Source organism: Chryseobacterium sp. CH21 (assembly GCF_004119445.1).
Lineage (GTDB): Bacteria > Bacteroidota > Bacteroidia > Flavobacteriales > Weeksellaceae > Chryseobacterium.
The window spans coordinates 64,935-85,642 of record NZ_QICI01000061.1 but is presented as its reverse complement, the minus strand read 5'-3'; the positions used below and the strand labels follow the sequence as shown (position 1 = coordinate 85,642).

Annotated in this window: 20 protein-coding genes; 11 read left to right on the top strand and 9 right to left on the bottom strand. The window is 36.1% G+C overall.

Annotated features, from left to right (window positions below; genetic code table 11):
- The first annotated feature begins 35 nt into the window (after nt 1-35).
- Nucleotides 36-1,388: a chloride channel protein gene (locus BOQ62_RS12745; RefSeq protein ID WP_129040008.1), complete on the top strand. Its 1,353-nt coding sequence runs from the start codon at nt 36-38 to the stop codon at nt 1,386-1,388.
- 27 nt (nt 1,389-1,415) lie between these two features.
- Here BOQ62_RS12745 and BOQ62_RS12740 read toward each other — a convergent pair whose 3' ends face one another.
- Nucleotides 1,416-2,015: a hypothetical protein gene (locus BOQ62_RS12740; protein ID WP_129040006.1), complete on the bottom strand. Its 600-nt coding sequence runs from the start codon at nt 2,013-2,015 to the stop codon at nt 1,416-1,418.
- Nucleotides 2,016-2,169: 154 nt separating this feature from the next.
- Between BOQ62_RS12740 and rpsF the strand changes: the two genes are divergently transcribed.
- The 3 genes from rpsF to rplI all read left to right on the top strand — a co-directional run bounded on the left by rpsF (nt 2,170) and on the right by rplI (nt 3,457).
- Entirely contained in the window at nt 2,170-2,511 is a 342-nt protein-coding gene (gene rpsF, locus BOQ62_RS12735) for a 30S ribosomal protein S6 (protein ID WP_105701385.1), read from the top strand.
- Between the two features lie 31 nt (nt 2,512-2,542).
- Nucleotides 2,543-2,845 (top strand): 30S ribosomal protein S18, encoded by a 303-nt coding sequence (rpsR, locus tag BOQ62_RS12730; protein ID WP_034706728.1) that lies wholly within the window; start codon nt 2,543-2,545, stop codon nt 2,843-2,845.
- Nucleotides 2,846-2,953: 108 nt separating this feature from the next.
- Nucleotides 2,954-3,457, top strand: a complete 504-nt coding sequence (gene rplI / locus BOQ62_RS12725; RefSeq protein ID WP_129040004.1) for a 50S ribosomal protein L9 — start codon at nt 2,954-2,956, stop codon at nt 3,455-3,457.
- Between the two features lie 283 nt (nt 3,458-3,740).
- Here rplI and BOQ62_RS12720 read toward each other — a convergent pair whose 3' ends face one another.
- Entirely contained in the window at nt 3,741-4,544 is an 804-nt protein-coding gene (locus BOQ62_RS12720; RefSeq protein ID WP_129040002.1) for a helix-turn-helix domain-containing protein, read from the bottom strand.
- 214 nt (nt 4,545-4,758) lie between these two features.
- Here BOQ62_RS12720 and BOQ62_RS12715 point away from each other — a divergent pair, with 214 nt between their 5' ends.
- The 4 genes from BOQ62_RS12715 to BOQ62_RS12700 all read left to right on the top strand — a co-directional run bounded on the left by BOQ62_RS12715 (nt 4,759) and on the right by BOQ62_RS12700 (nt 10,306).
- Nucleotides 4,759-6,015 (top strand): TolC family protein, encoded by a 1,257-nt coding sequence (locus tag BOQ62_RS12715; RefSeq protein WP_129040000.1) that lies wholly within the window; start codon nt 4,759-4,761, stop codon nt 6,013-6,015.
- A 5-nt stretch (nt 6,016-6,020) separates the two neighbouring features.
- Nucleotides 6,021-7,067: an HlyD family secretion protein gene (locus BOQ62_RS12710; protein WP_129039998.1), complete on the top strand. Its 1,047-nt coding sequence runs from the start codon at nt 6,021-6,023 to the stop codon at nt 7,065-7,067.
- 224 nt (nt 7,068-7,291) lie between these two features.
- A complete protein-coding gene (locus tag BOQ62_RS12705) occupies nt 7,292-8,854 on the top strand; it encodes a hypothetical protein (RefSeq protein WP_129039996.1) in 1,563 nt (520 codons plus the stop codon).
- Nucleotides 8,855-8,917: 63 nt separating this feature from the next.
- Nucleotides 8,918-10,306 carry an aldehyde dehydrogenase gene (locus BOQ62_RS12700; protein WP_262708337.1) on the top strand — a complete coding sequence of 463 codons (1,389 nt, stop codon included), beginning with the start codon at nt 8,918-8,920 and terminating at the stop codon, nt 10,304-10,306.
- A 71-nt stretch (nt 10,307-10,377) separates the two neighbouring features.
- Here BOQ62_RS12700 and BOQ62_RS12695 read toward each other — a convergent pair whose 3' ends face one another.
- On the bottom strand, nt 10,378-10,950 hold the full coding sequence (locus BOQ62_RS12695) for a thioredoxin family protein (protein WP_129039992.1): 573 nt from the start codon (nt 10,948-10,950) through the stop codon (nt 10,378-10,380).
- Between the two features lie 82 nt (nt 10,951-11,032).
- Between BOQ62_RS12695 and BOQ62_RS12690 the strand changes: the two genes are divergently transcribed.
- The 3 genes from BOQ62_RS12690 to BOQ62_RS12680 all read left to right on the top strand — a co-directional run bounded on the left by BOQ62_RS12690 (nt 11,033) and on the right by BOQ62_RS12680 (nt 13,638).
- Complete coding sequence (locus BOQ62_RS12690) at nt 11,033-11,953, top strand: lysophospholipid acyltransferase family protein (protein WP_129039990.1); 921 nt, start codon at nt 11,033-11,035, stop codon at nt 11,951-11,953.
- Nucleotides 11,923-12,900: a glycosyltransferase family 2 protein gene (locus BOQ62_RS12685; RefSeq protein ID WP_129039988.1), complete on the top strand. Its 978-nt coding sequence runs from the start codon at nt 11,923-11,925 to the stop codon at nt 12,898-12,900. Before BOQ62_RS12690 ends, BOQ62_RS12685 begins: the two co-directional genes overlap by 31 nt.
- 183 nt (nt 12,901-13,083) lie before the next feature.
- On the top strand, nt 13,084-13,638 hold the full coding sequence (locus BOQ62_RS12680) for a 3'-5' exonuclease (RefSeq protein ID WP_129039986.1): 555 nt from the start codon (nt 13,084-13,086) through the stop codon (nt 13,636-13,638).
- A 32-nt stretch (nt 13,639-13,670) separates the two neighbouring features.
- Here the strand turns inward: BOQ62_RS12680 and apaG are convergent, their stop codons facing one another.
- The 6 genes from apaG to BOQ62_RS12650 form a co-directional block, all read right to left on the bottom strand.
- A complete protein-coding gene (apaG, locus tag BOQ62_RS12675; protein ID WP_065398091.1) occupies nt 13,671-14,060 on the bottom strand; it encodes a Co2+/Mg2+ efflux protein ApaG in 390 nt (129 codons plus the stop codon).
- Between the two features lie 82 nt (nt 14,061-14,142).
- Nucleotides 14,143-15,396, bottom strand: a complete 1,254-nt coding sequence (odhB, locus tag BOQ62_RS12670) for a 2-oxoglutarate dehydrogenase complex dihydrolipoyllysine-residue succinyltransferase (RefSeq protein ID WP_129039984.1) — start codon at nt 15,394-15,396, stop codon at nt 14,143-14,145.
- Nucleotides 15,397-15,435: 39 nt separating this feature from the next.
- Entirely contained in the window at nt 15,436-18,249 is a 2,814-nt protein-coding gene (locus tag BOQ62_RS12665; RefSeq protein ID WP_129039982.1) for a 2-oxoglutarate dehydrogenase E1 component, read from the bottom strand.
- A gap of 124 nt (nt 18,250-18,373) precedes the next feature.
- Nucleotides 18,374-19,414, bottom strand: coding sequence for an SRPBCC domain-containing protein (locus BOQ62_RS12660; RefSeq protein ID WP_129039980.1), 1,041 nt, complete (start codon nt 19,412-19,414; stop codon nt 18,374-18,376).
- A 240-nt stretch (nt 19,415-19,654) separates the two neighbouring features.
- Nucleotides 19,655-20,137 (bottom strand): hypothetical protein, encoded by a 483-nt coding sequence (locus BOQ62_RS12655; RefSeq protein ID WP_129039978.1) that lies wholly within the window; start codon nt 20,135-20,137, stop codon nt 19,655-19,657.
- Nucleotides 20,138-20,175: 38 nt separating this feature from the next.
- Nucleotides 20,176-20,616 carry a hypothetical protein gene (locus BOQ62_RS12650; protein WP_129039976.1) on the bottom strand — a complete coding sequence of 147 codons (441 nt, stop codon included), beginning with the start codon at nt 20,614-20,616 and terminating at the stop codon, nt 20,176-20,178.
- Between the last annotated feature and the right edge of the window lie 92 nt (nt 20,617-20,708).

The window sequence follows — 20,708 nt, the reverse complement described above, 5'->3', positions numbered from 1 at the left end:
AAAAATCACGTACTTTTACATCTCTAAATTAACAAATGCTGAAAATTTTCACCCTTTTAAAGAAATCCCTCAAAAATTCCTTTGATAATATCCGGAATGAACAGCTGAAGAACAATCTCCTTCAGGCTATTCCTTTTTGGATAGCATCCATTATTACTGGTTTCTTTGCCGTTTTGTATGCGCAGATATTTGCATGGGGTGAACATCTGATGAATTTTATTTTCGACTGGCATGCATGGATGATTTTCATTATTGCTCCTATTGGATTTGTTTTATCATGGTGGCTGGTAAAAGAATTTGCCCCCAATGCCAAAGGAAGCGGTATTCCACAGGTGATGGCTGCGGTAGAACTTGCCAACCCGAAAGAGCATCGGAAAATCAGAAATCTTTTAAGTATTAAAATCATTTTCTTTAAAATCCTATCCTCAGTTATCCTGGTCATCGGAGGAGGTGCAGTAGGACGTGAAGGTCCTACGATTCAAATTGCAGGCTCTGTTTTTAGAAAGGTGAATGAATATCTTCCTGAATGGTGGCCGAAGATTTCTAAGAAAAACATGATTATGACGGGAGCAGCAGCTGGTCTTGCAGCAGCATTTAATACGCCGCTTGGAGGAATTGTTTTCGCTGTGGAAGAGTTGTCTAAAACGCATATCAATTACTTTAAAACCGCTTTGTTTACGGCTGTCATCATTGCTGGTCTTACTGCACAAACATTGGCAGGATCTTATTTATATCTGGGATATCCGAAGACCAATGATGTTTCTTTAATGGTGATGTTTCCGATTATACTTGTTGCAGGTACTGCTGGTATTTTAGCAAGTCAGCTGTCTGTTATTATGCTTAAAATCAACGGTTGGAAGAAGAAAAAACTGAAGACAGATAAAGCCAATATCGTTTTCCTGATTATTTGTGCTTTAATTATTGCTTCCATTGCTTATTTCATCAACAGAGAGATTCTGGGTTCCGGAAAAGAAATTATGGAGCGTGTTCTTTTTACCAAAGATAAACATGAAGACTGGTATGTTCCGATTCTGAGGATGCTTGGTCCTGCCCTTTCCTTTACTTCGGGAGGTGCCGGAGGAATTTTCGCTCCGGCCCTTACTGCGGGAGCAAGTATTGGTTCTGTTATTTCAGGAATTATTCATTTAACTCCCAATGAAACCAATGTAGTGATCCTTGCCGGAATGGTGGCTTTTCTTACCGGAATTACAAGAGCTCCGTTTACTTCAGCTATTATTGTTCTGGAAATGACGGATAGACATTCATTGATATTCCACCTGATGCTTGCCGGAATGGTATCTTCCATAGCTTCTATCCTGGTGAGCAGACATTCTTTGTATGATGTTTTGAAGATTAATTTTTTGACGGAATTAAGAGAGAAAGATTAATATCCAGTAATAACAACTAATCAACCATTAATCTTTTTTCAACATAATTTTTAAGTCCTTCATCGCTTCCAGTGTACTTTCGGCGGCTTCATAGTTTGTCATTTTAATCACTAGCTTGCTTAATTCCTTTTCAGTCTTTTTTATTTTATAGGTTACAATATTCAAATAAAATACATTATCTTTTCTTTTGGAAATGTTATGAAACGCTACCACTTTAGACATATCCCATAAATCTCCTTCATTCACAATACGTCCTTTTGCATTAACTGAATTAATTTTAACATTATCTCCTTCAAAATCAGCCTGAAGCGTCAAATTGCTTCTATCGCGATCAATACCAAATTCGTTGATTTTGGAAATGATAAGATTTTTGGCTTCATCAATCGTTTTATATTTCCCTAAAACATCTGTTTTACCGTTATTGTATGATATCTGAAAAACTTCGGATTTATCTATAGCATGACTAGGTCCATCCAAATTATCCAATTCTTTATACGTGATATTTGAAGTTCCTATTTCTATAAGTTTCACATCTAGAGAAGTTCCGTTTTTCATGGAAATTTTGTCCTGAGAATAGCAGACAATGCCCATTAATAATAATGGTAGGATATACAATTTAGTTTTCATTAATTAAAAGTTTTTCATGTCACTAAAATACAAAAATAGATTTCATGTTTATTACCCAAATAATAAAGACCAACTATTTCACCAGTATTCTTGCATATAAGAAATATATTTTCTACTTTTGCACCTCGAAATAATTAACAAATTTTTTAACATTATGAACAATTACGAAACTGTTTTCATTTTAACTCCCGTTCTATCTGAGGCACAGGTAGAGGAAGCAGTGAACAAGTATGTAGATCTTATCAAAGAAAAGAACTGCGAAATCGTTGCTAAAGAAAATTGGGGATTGAAAAAGTTAGCTTACCCTATCCAATTGAAAAAGAATGGGTTCTACACTTTAATCGAATTTAAAGGAGAAGGTACTGTAGTAGCTGATTTAGAATTAGCATTTAAGCGTGACGAAAGAGTAATCCGTTACCTTACTACAAAACTTGACAAGCATGCTATTGAGTACGCTGTAACAAGAAGAGCTAAAGTAAAAGCAGCTAAAGCTTAATTATTAACCCTATTTTTTAAAAAGACAAGACATGGCAATAGATGAAATGGCTAAACAAGCCTCAGCAGGAGGAGAATCAGAAGTAAAATTCCTTACTCCACTTGATATCAATACAAAATCTGAAAAGAAATATTGTAGATTCAAAAAATACGGAATTAAGCACGTTGACTACAAAGATGCTGATTTCTTATTACAATTTGTAAACGAGCAAGGTAAAATCTTACCAAGAAGATACACTGGAACTTCTTTAAAATACCAAAGAAAAGTTTCTGCTGCTATCAAAAGAGCAAGACACCTTTCTTTACTACCTTACGTAGCTGACTTATTGAAATAAGACAAAAATAAATAAAAGAAGAGGTCTCCCTCTTCTTTTGTTGCTGAATAAATAATTAATTCTAACTTGATTTTAGATCACTCTAAAATCCCAAAAAGGACAACAACAATGGATATTATCCTAAAACAAGACGTAGAAAACTTAGGACTTGAGTTTGATACAGTAAGCGTAAAGCCAGGTTATGCTAGAAACTTTTTACTTCCTCAAGGAATTGCACTTTTAGCTACACCTAAAAACAAAGCAGCTCTAGAAGCTACTTTAGAAGCTAGAAAAGAAGAAGAAGCTAAATTAATCGCTGCTGCTAACACTGTAGTTGAGCAATTGAAGAAAACTTCTATCACTATTCCTGCAAAAGTAGGTTCTGGTGATAAATTATTCGGATCTATCAACAATGCAGATCTTTCTGAGGCTCTTGCTAAAGCTGGAGTTTCTGTAGAGAAGAAATACATCAAAATTCCAGGGAACACTATTAAGAGAACTGGTAAAGTAACAGCTAACATCAGATTACACAGAAACGTTGAGTACAATTTCGAATTCGATATCGTATCTGACGCTCCAGTTGTAGCTGCTCCTGCTGCTAAGAAAGAAGAAGTTAAATCTGAAGAAGCTTAATTAAGCGACTGAGATTTTCTCACAATACGACCACTTCAATTTTATTGAGGTGGTTTTTGTATATAATTCGGAAGGGTTATGCCATATGACTACCCCGTCTTTTTGCGTCGCAAAAATCCACCCCTTCAGGGAAGGGGAATGTAGGAAATCTTAACCCATATTATTCGTTAGATTAGTTTTCCCGTGGCCTCATGTATTGAAATACACAAGAACGTTTATAAAACTATACGGGGCATTATAAAACCCGTTACCACGAATCAGAAATCACAAACGCTCTCACTCGCTATTTATTCCCTCTCAGTTTCCGCTGATATTCCGTAGGAGCAATGCCGATGATCTTTTTGAAAATATTACTGAAAGACGACAGGCTGTTGTACCCTACCATCATTGCGATTTCGTACATATTGTATTTATCTTCCAGCATCAGCTCAAGAGAACGGGTGATTCTTAATGCTCTGAGAAAACGAACGTAATTCATGCCCAGAATCTCTTTAAATTTCCGGGAAAGGGTTCTTGTACTCATTCCAAATTCTTTTGCCGTAGATTCGATAGTAAGGGGCTTTTCAAGGTTGGCATGAATATATCGTGCGATCTTCAATAATGTTTCATCTTTAGGAAAAGGATGCTGTATAGGAAATGCAAGATGTTTGTATTCTTTCTCTTGTAATACACCTTTCAGCGCTTTGAGAAAAAAATATTTGGAAGGATCATTTTTTGTGATTTTCCCATCCCATTCTTTAGTGTACAAAATCATCTCTCTGAGTAAATCATTAACAGAATAAATGTTTATTTCATCAAAAAAGCCATTTTCACTTTCTTCTTTTTTAAAATAAAAATTATATAAATCCACTTTTGGACTGGTAGAAAAAATATAATGAGGAGTTCCAGCGGGAATCCACATAAAGCATCTCGCAGGAAGATACCAGTGTTTCTGATCGGTAAAAACATGTACAATACCACCTTCCGCATATACTAATTGTGCAGAACTGTGATAATGAATCTCTGTGGTTACATTTCCGGTAAGGACATGATAAACGTAAAATTCGGTATCATCTTCATCTACTTCTTTAAAATGGCTGTTGTTCATCCCATAAAGGTAAGAAGAATTTTAAAATTGGCGTAAATGAGCAAATATTTTTCTGTTTTCACAAATAGAGTCAGTAGCTTCCCATCGTAAATTTGCTGCATCAAAATCATTTTAGCAAAAATCCTTTAATTAATTTATGAATATCATATTGAACGCGGGCCAATATCTGTGCATTGCGTTGTGCTTGTTATTGAGCAACTTTTTACATTCACAGATGATAGATTACCAGCATCTCGGCTTACAGCAAGCTGTAGAGATTGGTCTGAAAAACAACAAAAACATACAGATAAGTCATCTCAAACAGGAAATGTCCATCACAAAAGAGAAAGATCTCAACATGGAAAAACTTCCGGACATTGAGTTTCATACAAGCTACAATCAGGTAACGAATCTGTTTCAGCATCAGAATGGCGTATTCAACAAAGCCACCAAATACGATGTGATCAATGGAATGTATGATTTTACATTATCTGCTTCCATTCCGGTATACATGGGTGGCAAAATAAAAAATACAGAGAAGAAAGCAGCTATTGATACTGAAATTTCAGCTTTAAAAACCCACCTGGACGAGAGACAGCTTAAAATGTCAATCATTACAGCTTTTCTGCAAATTCACCACTTAAAAGAACAGCAGAGTCTTATCAATGATAAAATGAAGGAAGATTCTGTCAACATTAAACAGGTAAAAGCATTGAAGGCTAATGGCGTTGTAACGGTAAATGAAGTCTTGAGAACCTCGCTGCAACTTTCTAATCATAAGATGAGCTGGACGGAACTGGATAATGATATTCAGATTGCTGAGCACAAGCTGAAAACCATTCTTTCACTTCCGGAAAATCAGGAAATGCATGTGAATACGGAAGACCTTATTTCGGACAGTGCAGCGATTCCTAATGTAGATGGACTAACAGAAACAGCTTTAAACAAGAATGAATCTGTTGAAATCACTCACAAAAACCTTTCATTGAAAGAACTGGATCAAAAGATTATCAAAGCAAATTATTTACCCAAAATAACAGCTGGCGGAGAATATTTTTTAAAATATCCGAATATGATGTTCTTTCCTCCGGAACCGTATGCTTATCGTCTGGGAATGGTGGGTGTGAATCTTACCTATCCTATCGAAAATCTGTACAAAAATAAGTACAAAATGCAGGAAGCACGGGAAAATATTGACCTGGCTAAACTTCAGATAGAAGAAAATGAGGAAAATGTAAGACATAATGTGTATGAAGCTTATAAAAAGTTTGAAGAGACAGACCAGAAGGTAAAAATTGCTGAAGAAGCTATTCATCAAGCCAAAGAAAACTACCGTATTGTAAGAACAAAATACGCCAATAAGCTAAGCCTTATCACTGAACTGATAGATGCCGACAATACATATCTGGAAGCTGAATCTAATCTTATTTCCGTAAAAATTAACCGACAACTTAAATATTACCAACTCCAATATACGATTGGGAACTTATAAAAACTATGGCACAGAAACAATTGACACAAAAGGAAAAAAGAATCAACAAGTCCATTACTCTACTGGCCTGGATCCTCATTATAAGCGGAATCACAGGGATGGTAAGTTTTTATCTTTTTTCGAGAAAAAATGTTACAACAAATGATGCACAAATTGAGCAATATATCACGCCAGTATCCAGCAAAGTATCAGGGTTCATTAAAACTATTAAGTTTAACGAAAATCAGTTTGTACATCAAGGAGATACTTTAATCGTCATAGACAATAGAGAGTTTGTGAATCAGGTTCATATGGCAGAAGCCAATCTTCACGCTAATACGGCAACCATTGGGACAATCGAAAGCGGTGTCAACACTAAAGAAAGCGATACGAAGATCATTGATGCTAAAATTGCTTCCGCAAAAATTGATATCTGGAGAACGGAACAGGATTACAAAAGATATAAAAATCTGCTGTCTGAAGATGCTGCTACAGAGCAGGAATTTGAAAATGTAAAGGCTTCTTATGAACAGTCAAAAGCCAATCTTTTAGCATTGGAACAGCAGAAAAATGCAGTAAGAGCCGGAGCCAATGAACAGCAGACTAAAGTTGCTCCCGTGAAAAGCCAGATCCAGCAGAGTTCTGCAAGTCTTAATAATGCTAAATTATATCTTTCTTATACTGTGATTACAGCACCTTATGATGGATGGGTAGGAAAAAAGACCATTCAGGAAGGACAGTTGATTAAGGAAGGTCAGGCTCTGGTTCAGATTGTAAGCAAAGAAAAATGGATTATTGCCAATTATAAGGAAACACAGCTTGGACAGATAGATCAGAGCAAGGAAGTTATCATTACTGCGGATGCTTATCCCGATGTTGAGTTTAAAGGAAAAATACTTTCTGTTTCACCTGCTTCAGGATCTCAGTTTTCATTAGTAAAACCGGATAATGCAACCGGAAACTTTGTGAAAATAGAGCAGAGATTTCCGGTGAAAATTATTCTTGATAACAATAAAGACAACGAAAAACTGCTTTCTGGGATGAATGTTCTGGTGAGTGCGAGGAAAATATGAGTTTGAGGGTTGGAGAGTTTTAGAGTATAAAAATATCCGGTTTTATTATCATTTCCAAATTCTCCCATTTTCAAATTTTCAAATTAAATTATTTTTTAGCGAAAAGACAAACCGCAAAATAGCGAATCTGCCAATTTTTTCTTACGCATATTTGCCATTTTACCTTTGATTTATTTACACCCTTTGCCCTTTGTCTTTTCGCATTTTTATTCTTCATAAAAATTATGCAGCATAATACAGTTTATCATAAATGGGTACCACAATGGCTGAAACTGCCACTTTTGATACTGGCATTGTTTCCCCACCTGATGTTGTTGTCGCTTTTACATTCAAACAGCGCCTTCACCTCTTCTTTTATGGATGTAGATTCAGATGACATCCAGTATTTAATGATTTTGATGTACGGGACATTTGTGGTTACCCTTTTAGTTATACAAAGATTTATGGCTTATTTCAGTGTCAAATATTATGTCCTGCTGATGGCTTCTATTTCTGTGATTATCCTTTATGTTTTATCGGTGACTCATGATTATCATGTGATCTTGGTCATCCGATTTTTGGAAGGGATTTTCGGATTGCTTGAAGGTGCCATTTTTCTGCCTCTGATTATTGCGGAATTAAAGACCAGACATGCTAAAGTTTTGGCGTATCTCTTCATGTATACCATCATGTTGACCGGAGGAACCATTACCACTTCCCTGTTGAAATCAAGTATTGAAGATTACAATTTTCAGCATATGATCCTGATGATGGTGTATTTTCATGTGTTTGTACTGATCATTGGTATTGCTCTGTTCAACAGAAACAGATTTTTCCCTAAAAAACCTTTGTACCAACTGGATGTTACCAGCTGGTTTTTACTTTGGGTATGTCTGCAGGCTGGTGGATATGCTATTATTTATGGGAAAAGACTCATGTGGTTTGAATCCGATACCATTATCATGTGTCTTTTTATATTCCTTCTTTCGGGAGGTTTATTTATGTTGAAACAAAGAAATTCTAAGAGACCATTGTTTCATTTCGAAGTTTTCAGTTCAAAAAATGTGATTGCAGGAATGATTCTGTTTTTCATTTTTTACCTGATCCGCTCCGGACTGAATAATGTCTACAGCATCATGGCAACGGTATGGAAGTGGCCTTGGGATTATATTGTGAACATCCAATACTGGAATGTGGCAGGAACTCTTTTGGGGATATTATTATCAGGAATTTGTCTGGTTCGGGGAGTATCATCAAGGATTGTATTCTTCACAGGATTTCTACTGCTTGCCATAGATTGTGCTTGGTTTACCTATACTTTTTATCCTGACACTACCCTTTCCACGATCTGTCCACCTTTATTTTTGCAAGGAGTTGCTCAGGGGTTATTATTTACACCGCTTGTTTTCTTTTTGATTTCAGGAACTCCGGAAGAATATGTGGCTAATGCTACAGCAATGGGAACAACAACCCGTTTCTGGACGACCGCTATCGGATATGCCCTGATGCAAAACCTGATGTTATTTTTAACATTAAAACATTCTGATACCCTCAGCCAAAATTTTACAGATACCAATCCCGTTTTTTACAGCCAGTGGAATCAAATTTTCGGGGCTAATATTTCGAAATTATCTGTGAATGATTCTTTATCCATGACAGCAGGAGCTTTTAAAGCTAAAATAACAGCTCAGTCTATTCTTCTTTCCAATATGGAAATTTTCACGGGACTATTCTGGCTGGCACTTGTTACCGCAATTGGTCTGCTGTTGTATCATCCTGTAAAAATAGCAGTAAGGAATATCATGTAAAGGAAAAAAGCTTCCTTCTTAAAATTTTTGGCCGATTTATTGTTAGTATTTTTAGACCGCAATATTGCGCAAATCACTAAAAGCCAACTCATGGAAATTGAAAATATTTTACTAAAGCAAAGAGATTTTTTCACAACACAGCAAACCAAGAGCCTTACTTTCCGGAAAATGTATCTTGAAAAGCTTAAAAGTCTTATTATTTCTAATGAAAATAGGCTGTATGAAGCTATTAACAACGATTTTGGCAAGTCAAAATTTGATACTTTCACCACAGAATTATCTTTTATTCTGAATGATATCAATTACTATATCAAAAACCTAAAGTCTCTTTCAAAGCCTAAAAAAGTAAGTACCAATCTTGCCAATCAGTTAGGAAACAGTAAAATTTATGCTGATCCATTGGGTTGCGTATTGGTCATAGGAGCCTGGAATTATCCTTATCAGTTATCCCTTTCTCCCATTATTGCAGCCATGGCTGCCGGAAACTGCTGTATTCTTAAACCCAGCGAAATAGCGGAAAACACCATGAAAGTGATGGCATCCATCATCAATGAAAACTTTCCCCCTGAATATCTGTATGTATACGAAGGCGGTATTGAAGAAACTACAGCTCTTTTACAATTGAAATTCGACAAAATATTCTTTACAGGAAGCACAAAAGTGGGAAAGATTGTCTACAAAGCTGCAGCGGAACATCTCACCCCAGTTACGCTTGAATTAGGTGGAAAATCTCCGGCTATTGTTACTAAAAATGCCAATCTCGAAATCGCAGCCAAAAGAATTGTTTGGGGGAAATTCCTCAATGCCGGACAAACTTGTGTAGCTCCCGATTATCTTTTGGTAGAAGAAACTATTCAGGAACAGTTTCTGGAAATGCTCAGAAAATATATCAAAGAATTCAAATATGGTCAGGATTCTGAACAATACACCAAAATTATTAACCAAAGGAATTTCCAGCGCCTTGTACGCCTTATTGATCAGGAAAAGATCTATTCCGGCGGCTATTTTAACGAAGAAAAACGATATATAGAACCTACTATTTTGAATCATGTGGACTGGAATGACGAAATCATGCAGGAAGAAATTTTCGGTCCTCTCCTGCCGGTCATCAGCTTTCAAAACTATAATGCTGCACTCAATTCTATTTTAGGACTTGAAAAGCCACTGGCAGCTTATCTTTTCACCAATAATTCTGAAGAGAAGGATCAATTTACCCAAAAGTTTTCTTTTGGAGGAGGATGTATCAATGATACGGTGATGCATTTAACTAATGACAATCTTCCGTTTGGAGGAGTGGGAAACTCAGGAATAGGAAACTATCATGGCAAATATGGTTTTGAAACTTTTTCGCATCAAAAAGCAGTTCTCGAAAAAGCTACCTGGGGCGAACCAAATATCAAATATCCACCTTATTCAGAAAAGAAACTAAGCTGGATTAAAAAGCTATTATAATTTATATTGATTATTGTTTTTACTAATCAGACAATAAAAAACTGCCTCATTACTGAAGCAGTTTTTTTATTTTATCCTTTTTTAGGAGCCCAGGTAGTAAAGAATTCCTTTACTTTATCTTTACTGTAGCCTTTCCCTTCTTCCAGCACATCACTCTGCTGAACTTTGATCATTTTTCCGTTTTTATCTAAAACAATAAACACAGGGTATCCAAATTTTTCGCCCGGATTACCATACTGGGCAAAAACCTTTTCATTCTTATTCTCCGGAGAATAGTTCAGGTGGTAATATACATAATTCTTATCTGCTAATTCCTTCAATTCTGGAGTAGTCTGCACATAATTATTAAAACGAAGACACCAGATACACCAGTTTCCACCAGCCTGGATCATCACATTTTTGCCTTCTTTTTTAGCCTGAGCAACCAATTTATTAATATCAGCCTGCGCATCAGCTTTTGGATCATATGGCTTAGGAAGCTTAGCTTTTTCTTCAGCTGCTTTTTTCTTTGCCTCTAACTCTTTCTGTTCCGTAGGCACTATAAGCGCTGTTTTTTGTTTTCCATTATCAGGTAAATCCTTTACATCCTGTGAAAAGGCAAAAGCACTTAATCCCAGGAAAGCGAATATTATCAATTTTTTCATAATATAAAAGTAAAAAAAATAATACATAATCCTTCTGCAAAAATAGAACCATAATTTTATTATCACTAAATTTGCGTGTTTTATGAATTTTCTAATCAAAATATTATATCTGATCTCTAAGCTTCCGCTTAAAATATTGTATATTTTTTCGGACGTTATCTTTTTCCTCAATTATTATATTGTAGGATACAGAAAAGAGGTTATCACTCAAAATCTTATAAAGTCTTTTCCTGATAAATCTGAGGAAGAAATTAAAGAGATTCGAAAGAAATTCTATCTTAATTTTTCTGATTATTTGTTAGAAACTATAAAATCTTTCAGCATTTCCGAGACAGAATCCCGAGTGAGGATGCAGCATATCAACCAGCATTTATTCCACGAAGCTAAGGCTGAAGGGAAAAATATTATTCTTCTTGCAGGACATGTTTTCAACTGGGAATGGATCAATGCATTGGCAAAAATCATTCCCCAAGCCCACTGCCACCCTGTTTACAGAAAGGTAAACAGTGATTTCTGGGAAAATCAGATGAAGAAGGTTCGTAATAAATTCGGAAACGAAGCACTGGAAGCCAATGAAGTAATCCTCAATATCTTCAGATCTAAAAACAATGGAGATTCTGCTTATATGTTTGTAGCAGATCAAACGCCTCATCATGCTCATGTCACTTATGGTTTGGAATTCCTGAATCAAAGAACTCCTGCATTTATCGGATATGATAAACTGGCCACAAGAATGGATCTTGTTTTTATCTATTGTGAGATGAAAAAAGTGAAGCGCGGTTATTATCAGGTTAATTATCACAGAATATACCCGGATGGCGAAAAGTTTACAGAAAATGAAGTGGTAAGAAAATTCCATAAATTATTGGAAAATACTTTACACAAATACCCTGACAACTATCTTTGGTCCCACAGAAAATGGAAATATCAAGACTCTATCAAAAATTTTGATTCTGAAAAAAATAGATTGATATGCAGAAAAAACTGGCAGTTGCCATCTTAAACTGGAACGGCAGAAATTGGCTTGAAAAATTTCTTCCGGGTGTGGTTCAATTTTCTCAGAATGCCGATATCTATTTGATAGACAATCTTTCTACGGATGATTCCTTAGAGTTCTTACAAAAGAATTTCCCTACCGTAAACATTATTAAAAATGATACAAACTATGGGTTTGCAGGCGGTTACAATGAGGGCTTAAAATCCATCAAGAATGAATACTACTGTCTTCTGAACTCCGATGTAGAAGTTACCAAGAACTGGACAGAACCTGTATTGGAATTGTTGGAAAAGAATCCTTCCGTTTCAGCAGTACAACCTAAAATTTTATCTTATCACCATAAAAGTCATTTTGAATTCGCTGGTGCTGCCGGGGGCTTGATCGACAACCTTGGATATCCTTATTGCAGAGGAAGAGTTTTTGATGATCTGGAAGAAGATAAAGGCCAGTATAATGATGAAACAGAGATCTTCTGGGCTTCAGGATGCTGTTTTTTTATCCGTTCAAAAGATTTTTGGGAACAGAATGGGTTTGATGCAAGATTCTTTGCCCATCAAGAAGAAATTGACCTTTGCTGGAGGCTTATCAACTCAGGGAAAAAGATTTATTATACAGGAAAAGCCCATGTATATCATGTAGGCGGTGGAACGCTCAATAAACAGAGTGCACAAAAAACGTATTTAAACATCAGAAATAATCTTTCTATGATGCTTAAAAACCTTCCTTTTCCACAACTGATCTGGCTGATCTTTTTCAGATTATGTCTGGACGGTGTTGCCGGGATTTACTTTGGTTTAAAACATGGTTTTCCACATTTATGGGCTGTAGTAAGAGCTCATTTTGGATTTTATGCCCAGCTTCCCGGAACATGGAAACTTCGTCAGAAACATCAGAAGAGTCAGTTTTATCAATCAAAATGGCTGATTTTCAAACATTTTTTAGGTGGCAGATGATAGGTTGCAGGGATTAGGGGAATTACAGTTTACCTTACTTATCATGAACTAAGATTCATTAGAGTAAAAATTGATAACTTCAACCAACCTTAAACTCAAAACATTAAACCTTGAACATTAAACTCAAAACCAGAGAACTAGTAACCAGCAACAATCAACCCAACAACTTATAATTAAAAAACAATGGATTTCTGCGCTATAGATTTTGAAACGGCCACTCACGAGAAAAGTTCAGCTTGTGAGATGGGAATCTGTGTGGTGCAGGATTCTAAAATTGTTGAAACAAAGACCTGGCTGATTAAACCTCCAAGTTTTCCTTATTTCAGTAAATTTAATATTGCGGTGCATGGTATACATCCTGAAGATGTGAAAGATGCGCCTACTTTTGATGAAGTCTGGTATGAAGCTCAGGACATGATGTATGGAAGCCTTATGATTGCTCATAATGCAGGATTTGATGCTTCTGTTTTAAGAGGATGCCTGGAGCATTATGGAATGTTCACCCCAAAATTGAACTATTTATGCAGCATACAGCTTGCTAAGAAGTCATGGAATTATCTTCCGAAATATGGCTTGAAACCTTTGGCTGAATATCACAAAATTGACTTCACCCACCACAGAGCGGGTGCAGATGCTGAAGTGTGTGCAAAGATATCTCTGCTGGCTTTTGAGAAACTGTTTCTCACCAGCAATGATGAAGTAAACGATTATATGAAAGCGAAAATCAAAAAGCTTTAATAAGAACCGGGTTCTTAGTCTGCTCTTTATCATTAATTACTCAACACTTCAGACAACAGATTGAATTTTGGAATATCAATCTCAAAAGTCTCTTGTGTTTCGAGGTTTTTAACCAGGTATTTTCCGCTCATATTTCCTACTCCGGAACGAAGCATTACATTGGAGAAGTAAGCGAAATTTTCACCTGTTCCTATTTCAGGAGTCAAGCCGATAACGCCATCACCTATAATCTCTGTGTATCCGAATCCGACATCGAAGATCAACCATTTTCTTTTTAATACTTTGATAGGAAAGCTTCCGTCATTTTCTATCGTGATATTGTATTTAAAAACGTAACGGTTTTCGGAGGGATAACTGTTTTTACTATCATATTCAGGTATAACTGAAACTTTGATATTGGAAGTCATTTTTGAAAACATCATTGTAGCATTTTCTTAATAAATACAAAAATCTCGCCTTTTTTATAAGGCGAGATCATATATTTACATTATAATTTCATTAAAACTATAATCCAAGGCCTTTTCTTTCGTCACCTCCTAATAATATTTCAACAGGATTGTCGATACCTTCTTTTACCGCAACAAGGAATCCTACAGATTCTTTACCATCGATAATTCTGTGGTCATAAGACATTGCCACGTACATCATTGGTCTGATTACTACCTGTCCGTCAACCGCTACTGGTCTCTGGATGATGTTGTGCATTCCTAAGATTGCAGATTGTGGAGGGTTGATGATTGGTGTAGACATCATAGATCCGAAAGTACCACCGTTTGTAATCGTGAAAGTACCACCAGTCATTTCGTCAACAGTAATTTTACCGTCTCTTACTTTGATAGCAAGATCTTTGATGTTTGCTTCTACGCTTGCAAAAGACATATTTTCAGCGTTTCTCAATACCGGAACCATTAATCCTTTAGGACCTGAAACGGCAATTGAAATGTCGCAGAAATCATAATTTACTTTGAAGTCACCATCGATAGATGCGTTTACATCCGGATACATTTGTAATGCTCTTGTAACTGCTTTTGTAAAGAAAGACATGAAACCAAGTCCTACTCCATGTTTTTGAGCAAATTCTTCTTTATATTGCTTTCTTAATCTGAAGATTTCAGACATATCCACTTCGTTGAAAGTCGTCAACATAGCAGTTTCATTCTTTACAGAAACTAGTCTTTGAGCGATTTTTCTTCTTAAAACTGAAAGTTTAGTTGTAGTGGTAGTTCTGGCACCTGTAGCTGTCATAGGGCTTCCTCCTAATGCAGGAACTGCCGCTAATTCAGCATCAGTTTTAGTGATTCTTCCGTCTCTTCCTGTTCCTGAAACCTGAGCAGCATCCATTCCTTTTTCGTCAAGGATTTTCTTAGCAGCCGGAGATGGAGCTCCTGTTGCATAAGTTTGTGGAGCAGCTACGGGAGCAGCTGGTTTTGGAGCTTCTTGTTTAGCAGGTTCAGCAGCTTTCGGAGCTTCTTCCTGTTTTGGAGCTTCAGCAGCAGGTGCAGCACCTTCTGGCTTAGCAGCATCCATATCAATTAAACAAACTACCTGACCTACCTGTACTACATCACCTTCTTCCGCCTTTAAAGTGATAATACCACTTTGTTCTGCCGGCAATTCAAGAGTTGCTTTATCTGAATCCACTTCGGCGATAGGTTGATCTTTTTCTACATAATCACCATCTTTCACAAGCCAAGTTGCAATTTCAACTTCTGTAATTGATTCGCCCGGTGAAGGAACTTTCATTTCTAAAACTGACATATCGAGTATTTTTTATTTTTTAATTGGATATTATTTAAATTAAGCTGTAACTGGTCTTTTTGCAGGAGCATCATCTCTGTCGAAAACTCTGTTGATCACTGCATTTTGATTTTTCTCAAACATTTTGTGGCTACCTGGAGCTGGAGCACCGCTTGGTACCGGAGCAACTACCTGGATCCCTGTATCTCTGAAGTTTCTCAGGATATAAGACCAAGCACCCATGTTTTCAGGTTCTTCCTGAGCCCAAACCAATTGTTTTTTGTTTTCGTATTTGTTGAAGATGGCTTCAATAGCATCTGCCTGAAGCGGATATAACTGTTCGAATCTTACCAATGCAATATTTTCACAGTTTAGTTCTTCTTTCTTCGCTAATAATTCGAAGTACAGTTTACCTGAACAAAGAACTACTTTTTCTACTTTTTTAGGATCTGCAGTAGGATCATCTAAGATTGGCTGGAATGTACCGTTTGCAAAATCTTCGATTGGAGAAACCACTTTAGGATGTCTCAATAGAGATTTAGGACTCATTACGATCAATGGTTTTCTGAAGCCCCATTTTAACTGTCTTCTCAATAAGTGGAAGTAGTTGGCAGGTGAAGTAATATTGGCTACCACCATGTTTTCATTAGCACAAAGGGTAAGGAATCTCTCCAATCTTGCTGAAGAGTGCTCTGCTCCCTGTCCTTCTGAACCGTGAGGCAATAACATTACCAATCCGTTCTGGATTTTCCATTTTTCTTCTGCTGCAGCAAGGTACTGGTCAACGATGATCTGAGCACCGTTCACGAAGTCTCCGAACTGAGCTTCCCAGATGGTTAATGTATTTGGAGAAGCCATTGCATATCCGTAATCGAAACCTAGAACACCATATTCTGAAAGGTGGGAGTTGAATACATCAAATCTGCTTTCTGATACGTGTCTTAACGGGATATATTCTTCTTCTGTATCTTCTGTTTTTACTACCGCATGTCTGTGGGAGAATGTTCCTCTTTCTACATCTTCACCGGAGATTCTTACATTATGACCTTCCACAAGAAGTGTAGCATAGGCTAACCACTCTCCTAACGCCCAGTCTAATGAGTTTCCTTCAATCGCTTTGATACGGTTTTCGAAAAGTCTTGTAATTTTATTGATGAACTTTTTATCAACAGGAAGTGTTGACATTTTAAGTGCTAATTCTTTAAGCTTCGTTGCATCATATTTGGTATCTACAGGCAACTGAACTGCTCCTCTCTTTCCGATTGGATAGTTGGTCCAGTCTTCAGCCATAAACAGATCCATTACGTTTTTCTCAATCTCTTTAGAAGCATCAAAATCTTTGTCCAGAAGAGCTTTGAATTCCGTTTCCATTTTAGCAATTACGTCGTTTGAAGTAACGCTGTCTTTAAGCAATTTATCTTTATAAATTTCTCTTGGATTCGGGTGTTTTGAAATCGTTTTATATAGGTTAGGCTGAGTGAATCTTGGTTCATCACCTTCGTTGTGACCATATTTTCTGTATCCTAAAAGGTCAATATAAACGTCTTTTCCGAATTTTGCTCTGAAATCAGCAGCAAAGTGGATAGCATGAACAACTGCTTCAGCATCGTCAGCATTTACGTGCATTACAGGAGATTCTGTAACTTTTGCAATGTCTGTACAGTATGTTGAAGACCTTGCATCCATATAGTTGGTTGTAAATGAAACCTGGTTATTTACAACGATATGAACAGTACCTCCAGTTCTGTATCCTTCCAATGTCATCATCTGAGCCACTTCATAAGCAATACCTTGTCCGGCAATCGCTCCGTCACCGTGGATGATGATTGGTAATACTTTAGAGTAATCTTTATATTTGTCGTCTACTTTTGCACGGCAGATACCTTCTACAAGGGCAGCAACCGTTTCAAGGTGAGACGGGTTTGGCGTAAGGTTGATACAAACTTCTTCTCCTGAAGCTGTTTTGATCTTTTTAGATGATCCTAAGTGATATTTAACGTCACCAGAGAATACGTCTTCTTCGAATTCTTTTCCTTCAAATTCTGAGAAGATCTGTTTGTAAGATTTCCCGAAGATGTTAGTCAGTACATTCAGTCTACCTCTGTGAGCCATTCCTAATACCACTTCATCTACTCCTAACTGAGAAGATCTTGAGATCAATTGATCTAAAGCAGGGATTAATGTTTCACCACCTTCTAATGAGAATCTTTTTTGTCCTACAAATTTTGTGTGAAGGTAGTTTTCAAAAGCAACTGCCTGGTTTAATTTTAATAAGATTTCTGTTTTCTCGTTGGCAGAAAGACTTGGATGGTTTTCATTTACCTGAAGCCATCTTTTGATGAAATCTTTTTCTTCAACATTGTTGATGTGCATATATTCTACTCCGATAGAATCACAGTAGATGCTTTCAAGGTGCTTGATTAAATCTGCCAGAGTAGCAGGTTCTTTCATTCCTGTTTCAACTGCACAGTTGAATTTTGTATTTAAATCTTCTTTAGAAAGACCGAAGTTTTCGATGTCTAAAGTAGGTGTATAATGTCTTCTTTCTCTAACTGGGTTAGTTTTTGTAAAAAGGTGTCCTCTTGTTCTGTAAGCCTCAATAAGGTTTACTACTTTAAATTCTTTCTTGATGTGCTCAGGAACTTCTCCGTTTGATACTGCCTGAGAAATCTGTTGTACTGCCGGGGCAGCGCTGGCCGAAGCCTGAATAAACTGGATGTTATCGTCGTCTCCATAGTTCTCCAAAGCAAAATCGAAGCCTTGAAAGAAAGCTTTCCATGATGGTTCTAGAGAGTCTGGGAATTTTAAGTACTGTTGGTATAAATCCTCAATTAATTGAGAATGAGCTGCGTTTAGGAATGAAAATCTGTCCATTATTACAGTTTATCTATTTATTAAAATTTATTTGTAGAATTAATCTTCAAATTTAATAAAAAAACCGAGTTAGAACAGTCTGAAACCGTTAAAAAAACTTAAGAAAAAAATAATTAAAAAAAAATTACTTATACACTGATAATGAGAGCTTAACATTCACTTCCTGTCCATCCATCGGACGTTCAATAAAGGTCTGGCGGATATCTCCGAAGCGCATCTCGTCTTTTTTGGCTTTCTGAATAAGCTGTTGAATTGCCCGAATTCGCCCCTCATAATTCCCTTTGTAGTACATTACGTAGTTTTGAGACGGATTTACAGACCTGAAATTAAAATTATTATCAGACACTCCGATTTTCTTAGAAAGCGGAATTCCGAGGAAATAAGAAACCTCCTTGTCTTTGTAATTATCCGCATCGGTAATCAGAATCGGATACCCGAATTCATCATCTCTTTTTCCAAGGTCCATCGTCACGAAATTATAAACCTTGTTATAATTCATCACGATATTTTTATAGAGCGCATCTTTCTTGTTTGATGTACTTACATTGATCCCCAACAGCAGTTTATCTTCTTCATTTTCCACCATCAGACTGTCATATTTGATGGCTGCCATCTGGTTATCTTTTTCCACTTTATTTCCTAAAGAGTTTTTAAGATTCGCCATACTTTTGTTGATATTTTCAGCAAAACGGTCTTCTGTCCAGAAGTTTCCTACTCTTTTCCAGACCGATAATTTTGGGGTATGTACGTACCAGATGATTTTTGTTTTTTCAGCAGAAACAGGCTTAAACTTCACATCAACCAGTGTAGGATTTTCATTTTCATCCTCGAAAAGCTGATACTTTAAAGTCTTATTAGGATTTTCATACCTGATGAACATTTCTCCATCGGTATCATTTTTAGAATCTACATAGCTGATGGCACTTCCCTGCCCTTCATAAGGCGTATAATAATCAATATCTATAGATTGTGAACTGGTAAAAAAATTGTTCCATCTTGTGAAATTCTGAAGATTATTAAATTGGGCAAAAACCTTATCTACAGGATAATCAATCTCTTTTTCAATGGTGAAATTTTTACTTTCGTCCACAAAATAATACATGGAAGCAGCATAAGCTCCTCCCAACAAAACAACGATAAAAGTTAATATCTTAAAAATACGCATCGCACAAAAATAGTATAAATAAAAAGAGTGAACAATATGCTGATCACTCTGATCGTATGTTTAACAATAATTAACCTGGTTAAAGGCGGGAAGCGGGGTGAGGGAAGCTGGAGGTTACTGTTAGGCTGAAATCGCTCGTGGATTTTTGATTGAAAAATTCTTCAAACTAATAGATAGATTACTTTTTTGTATTCCGGCATTCATAACCTTCATCTTCCCCTTTCCTTTCTTTTTACTAATTTATTCTTTATTTTTCTCATAAATCTCCTTCCAGATTTTCACTAAATCTTCCGCATATCTTCCCATTATTGGAATTGCTTTGTGATCCTTAATATCATAATATTTTTCAGGAAATTTATATTTTCTTAATTGAGCAATTTGCTCCTGAGATAAATCATTGGACAACTCAAAATTAACAGATTGATCAAATTCTATTTTAGAAGGTGTATATTGGTCAAGTTGATATATCTGTTCTGCTTTAGGCTTCACTGGGGTTGCCCATCTTCCATCAGCTGTTTTGTATAAAGGGAAAAACTGATATTTCAAATGAATTAAATCTCCACAGTATTCTCCCACAAAAACCAATATATGATCATAGTTTCTAAAATCAAACTCATACATACTATTGTGGTCATAAGCTGTAAAAGCAATTGTTGACGAAGGATAATGCTCAGAAAACTCCTGTTCAATTTTATATTCCGCTTTATATTCGCTATCCATCATTTCACCACAATATTGCGATCTGTCTACAGAAGTAACATTTATTTTTTTCCTACGAAAATATATAACTTTGATGGGGTTTTCTGATCACATTCTTTATCAGGAATACAGGGTGCCCGCTTTAAATAAACCTGAATATTATTCCTTACTATATCCGCAACTTTATATTTTTGGGTGACATGCTTCCTTTTAGAAAAATACAATGTATCTGTAACTTTTGCTGTGATGACATAATTCCCCACAGAATCAGGTATCGTAAAAAGATTTTTATTATTATCTAACGCATCATACTCTTTCCAATCTTTATTTTCAAATGCTTTGTCTCTAAACTTTCTTATTGTATCATTTACACTAATTGCTATAAGGTTATTTAAAGAATCCCTGGCTATTCCTCGAACGGTAACTGTTTGTGATGTATAGCATTTAGCTGCTAAAGTTGTTAAAATTAATAATATTTTAAAAAGGATGTTTTCGTATTTCATCAAAAATAGCTTTTTTTTAAAATTGTGTTTTTATGGGTTGACAAGAACCAGAATTATTGAATTATATTTCTTTACAATAATGGAAAAGAGTG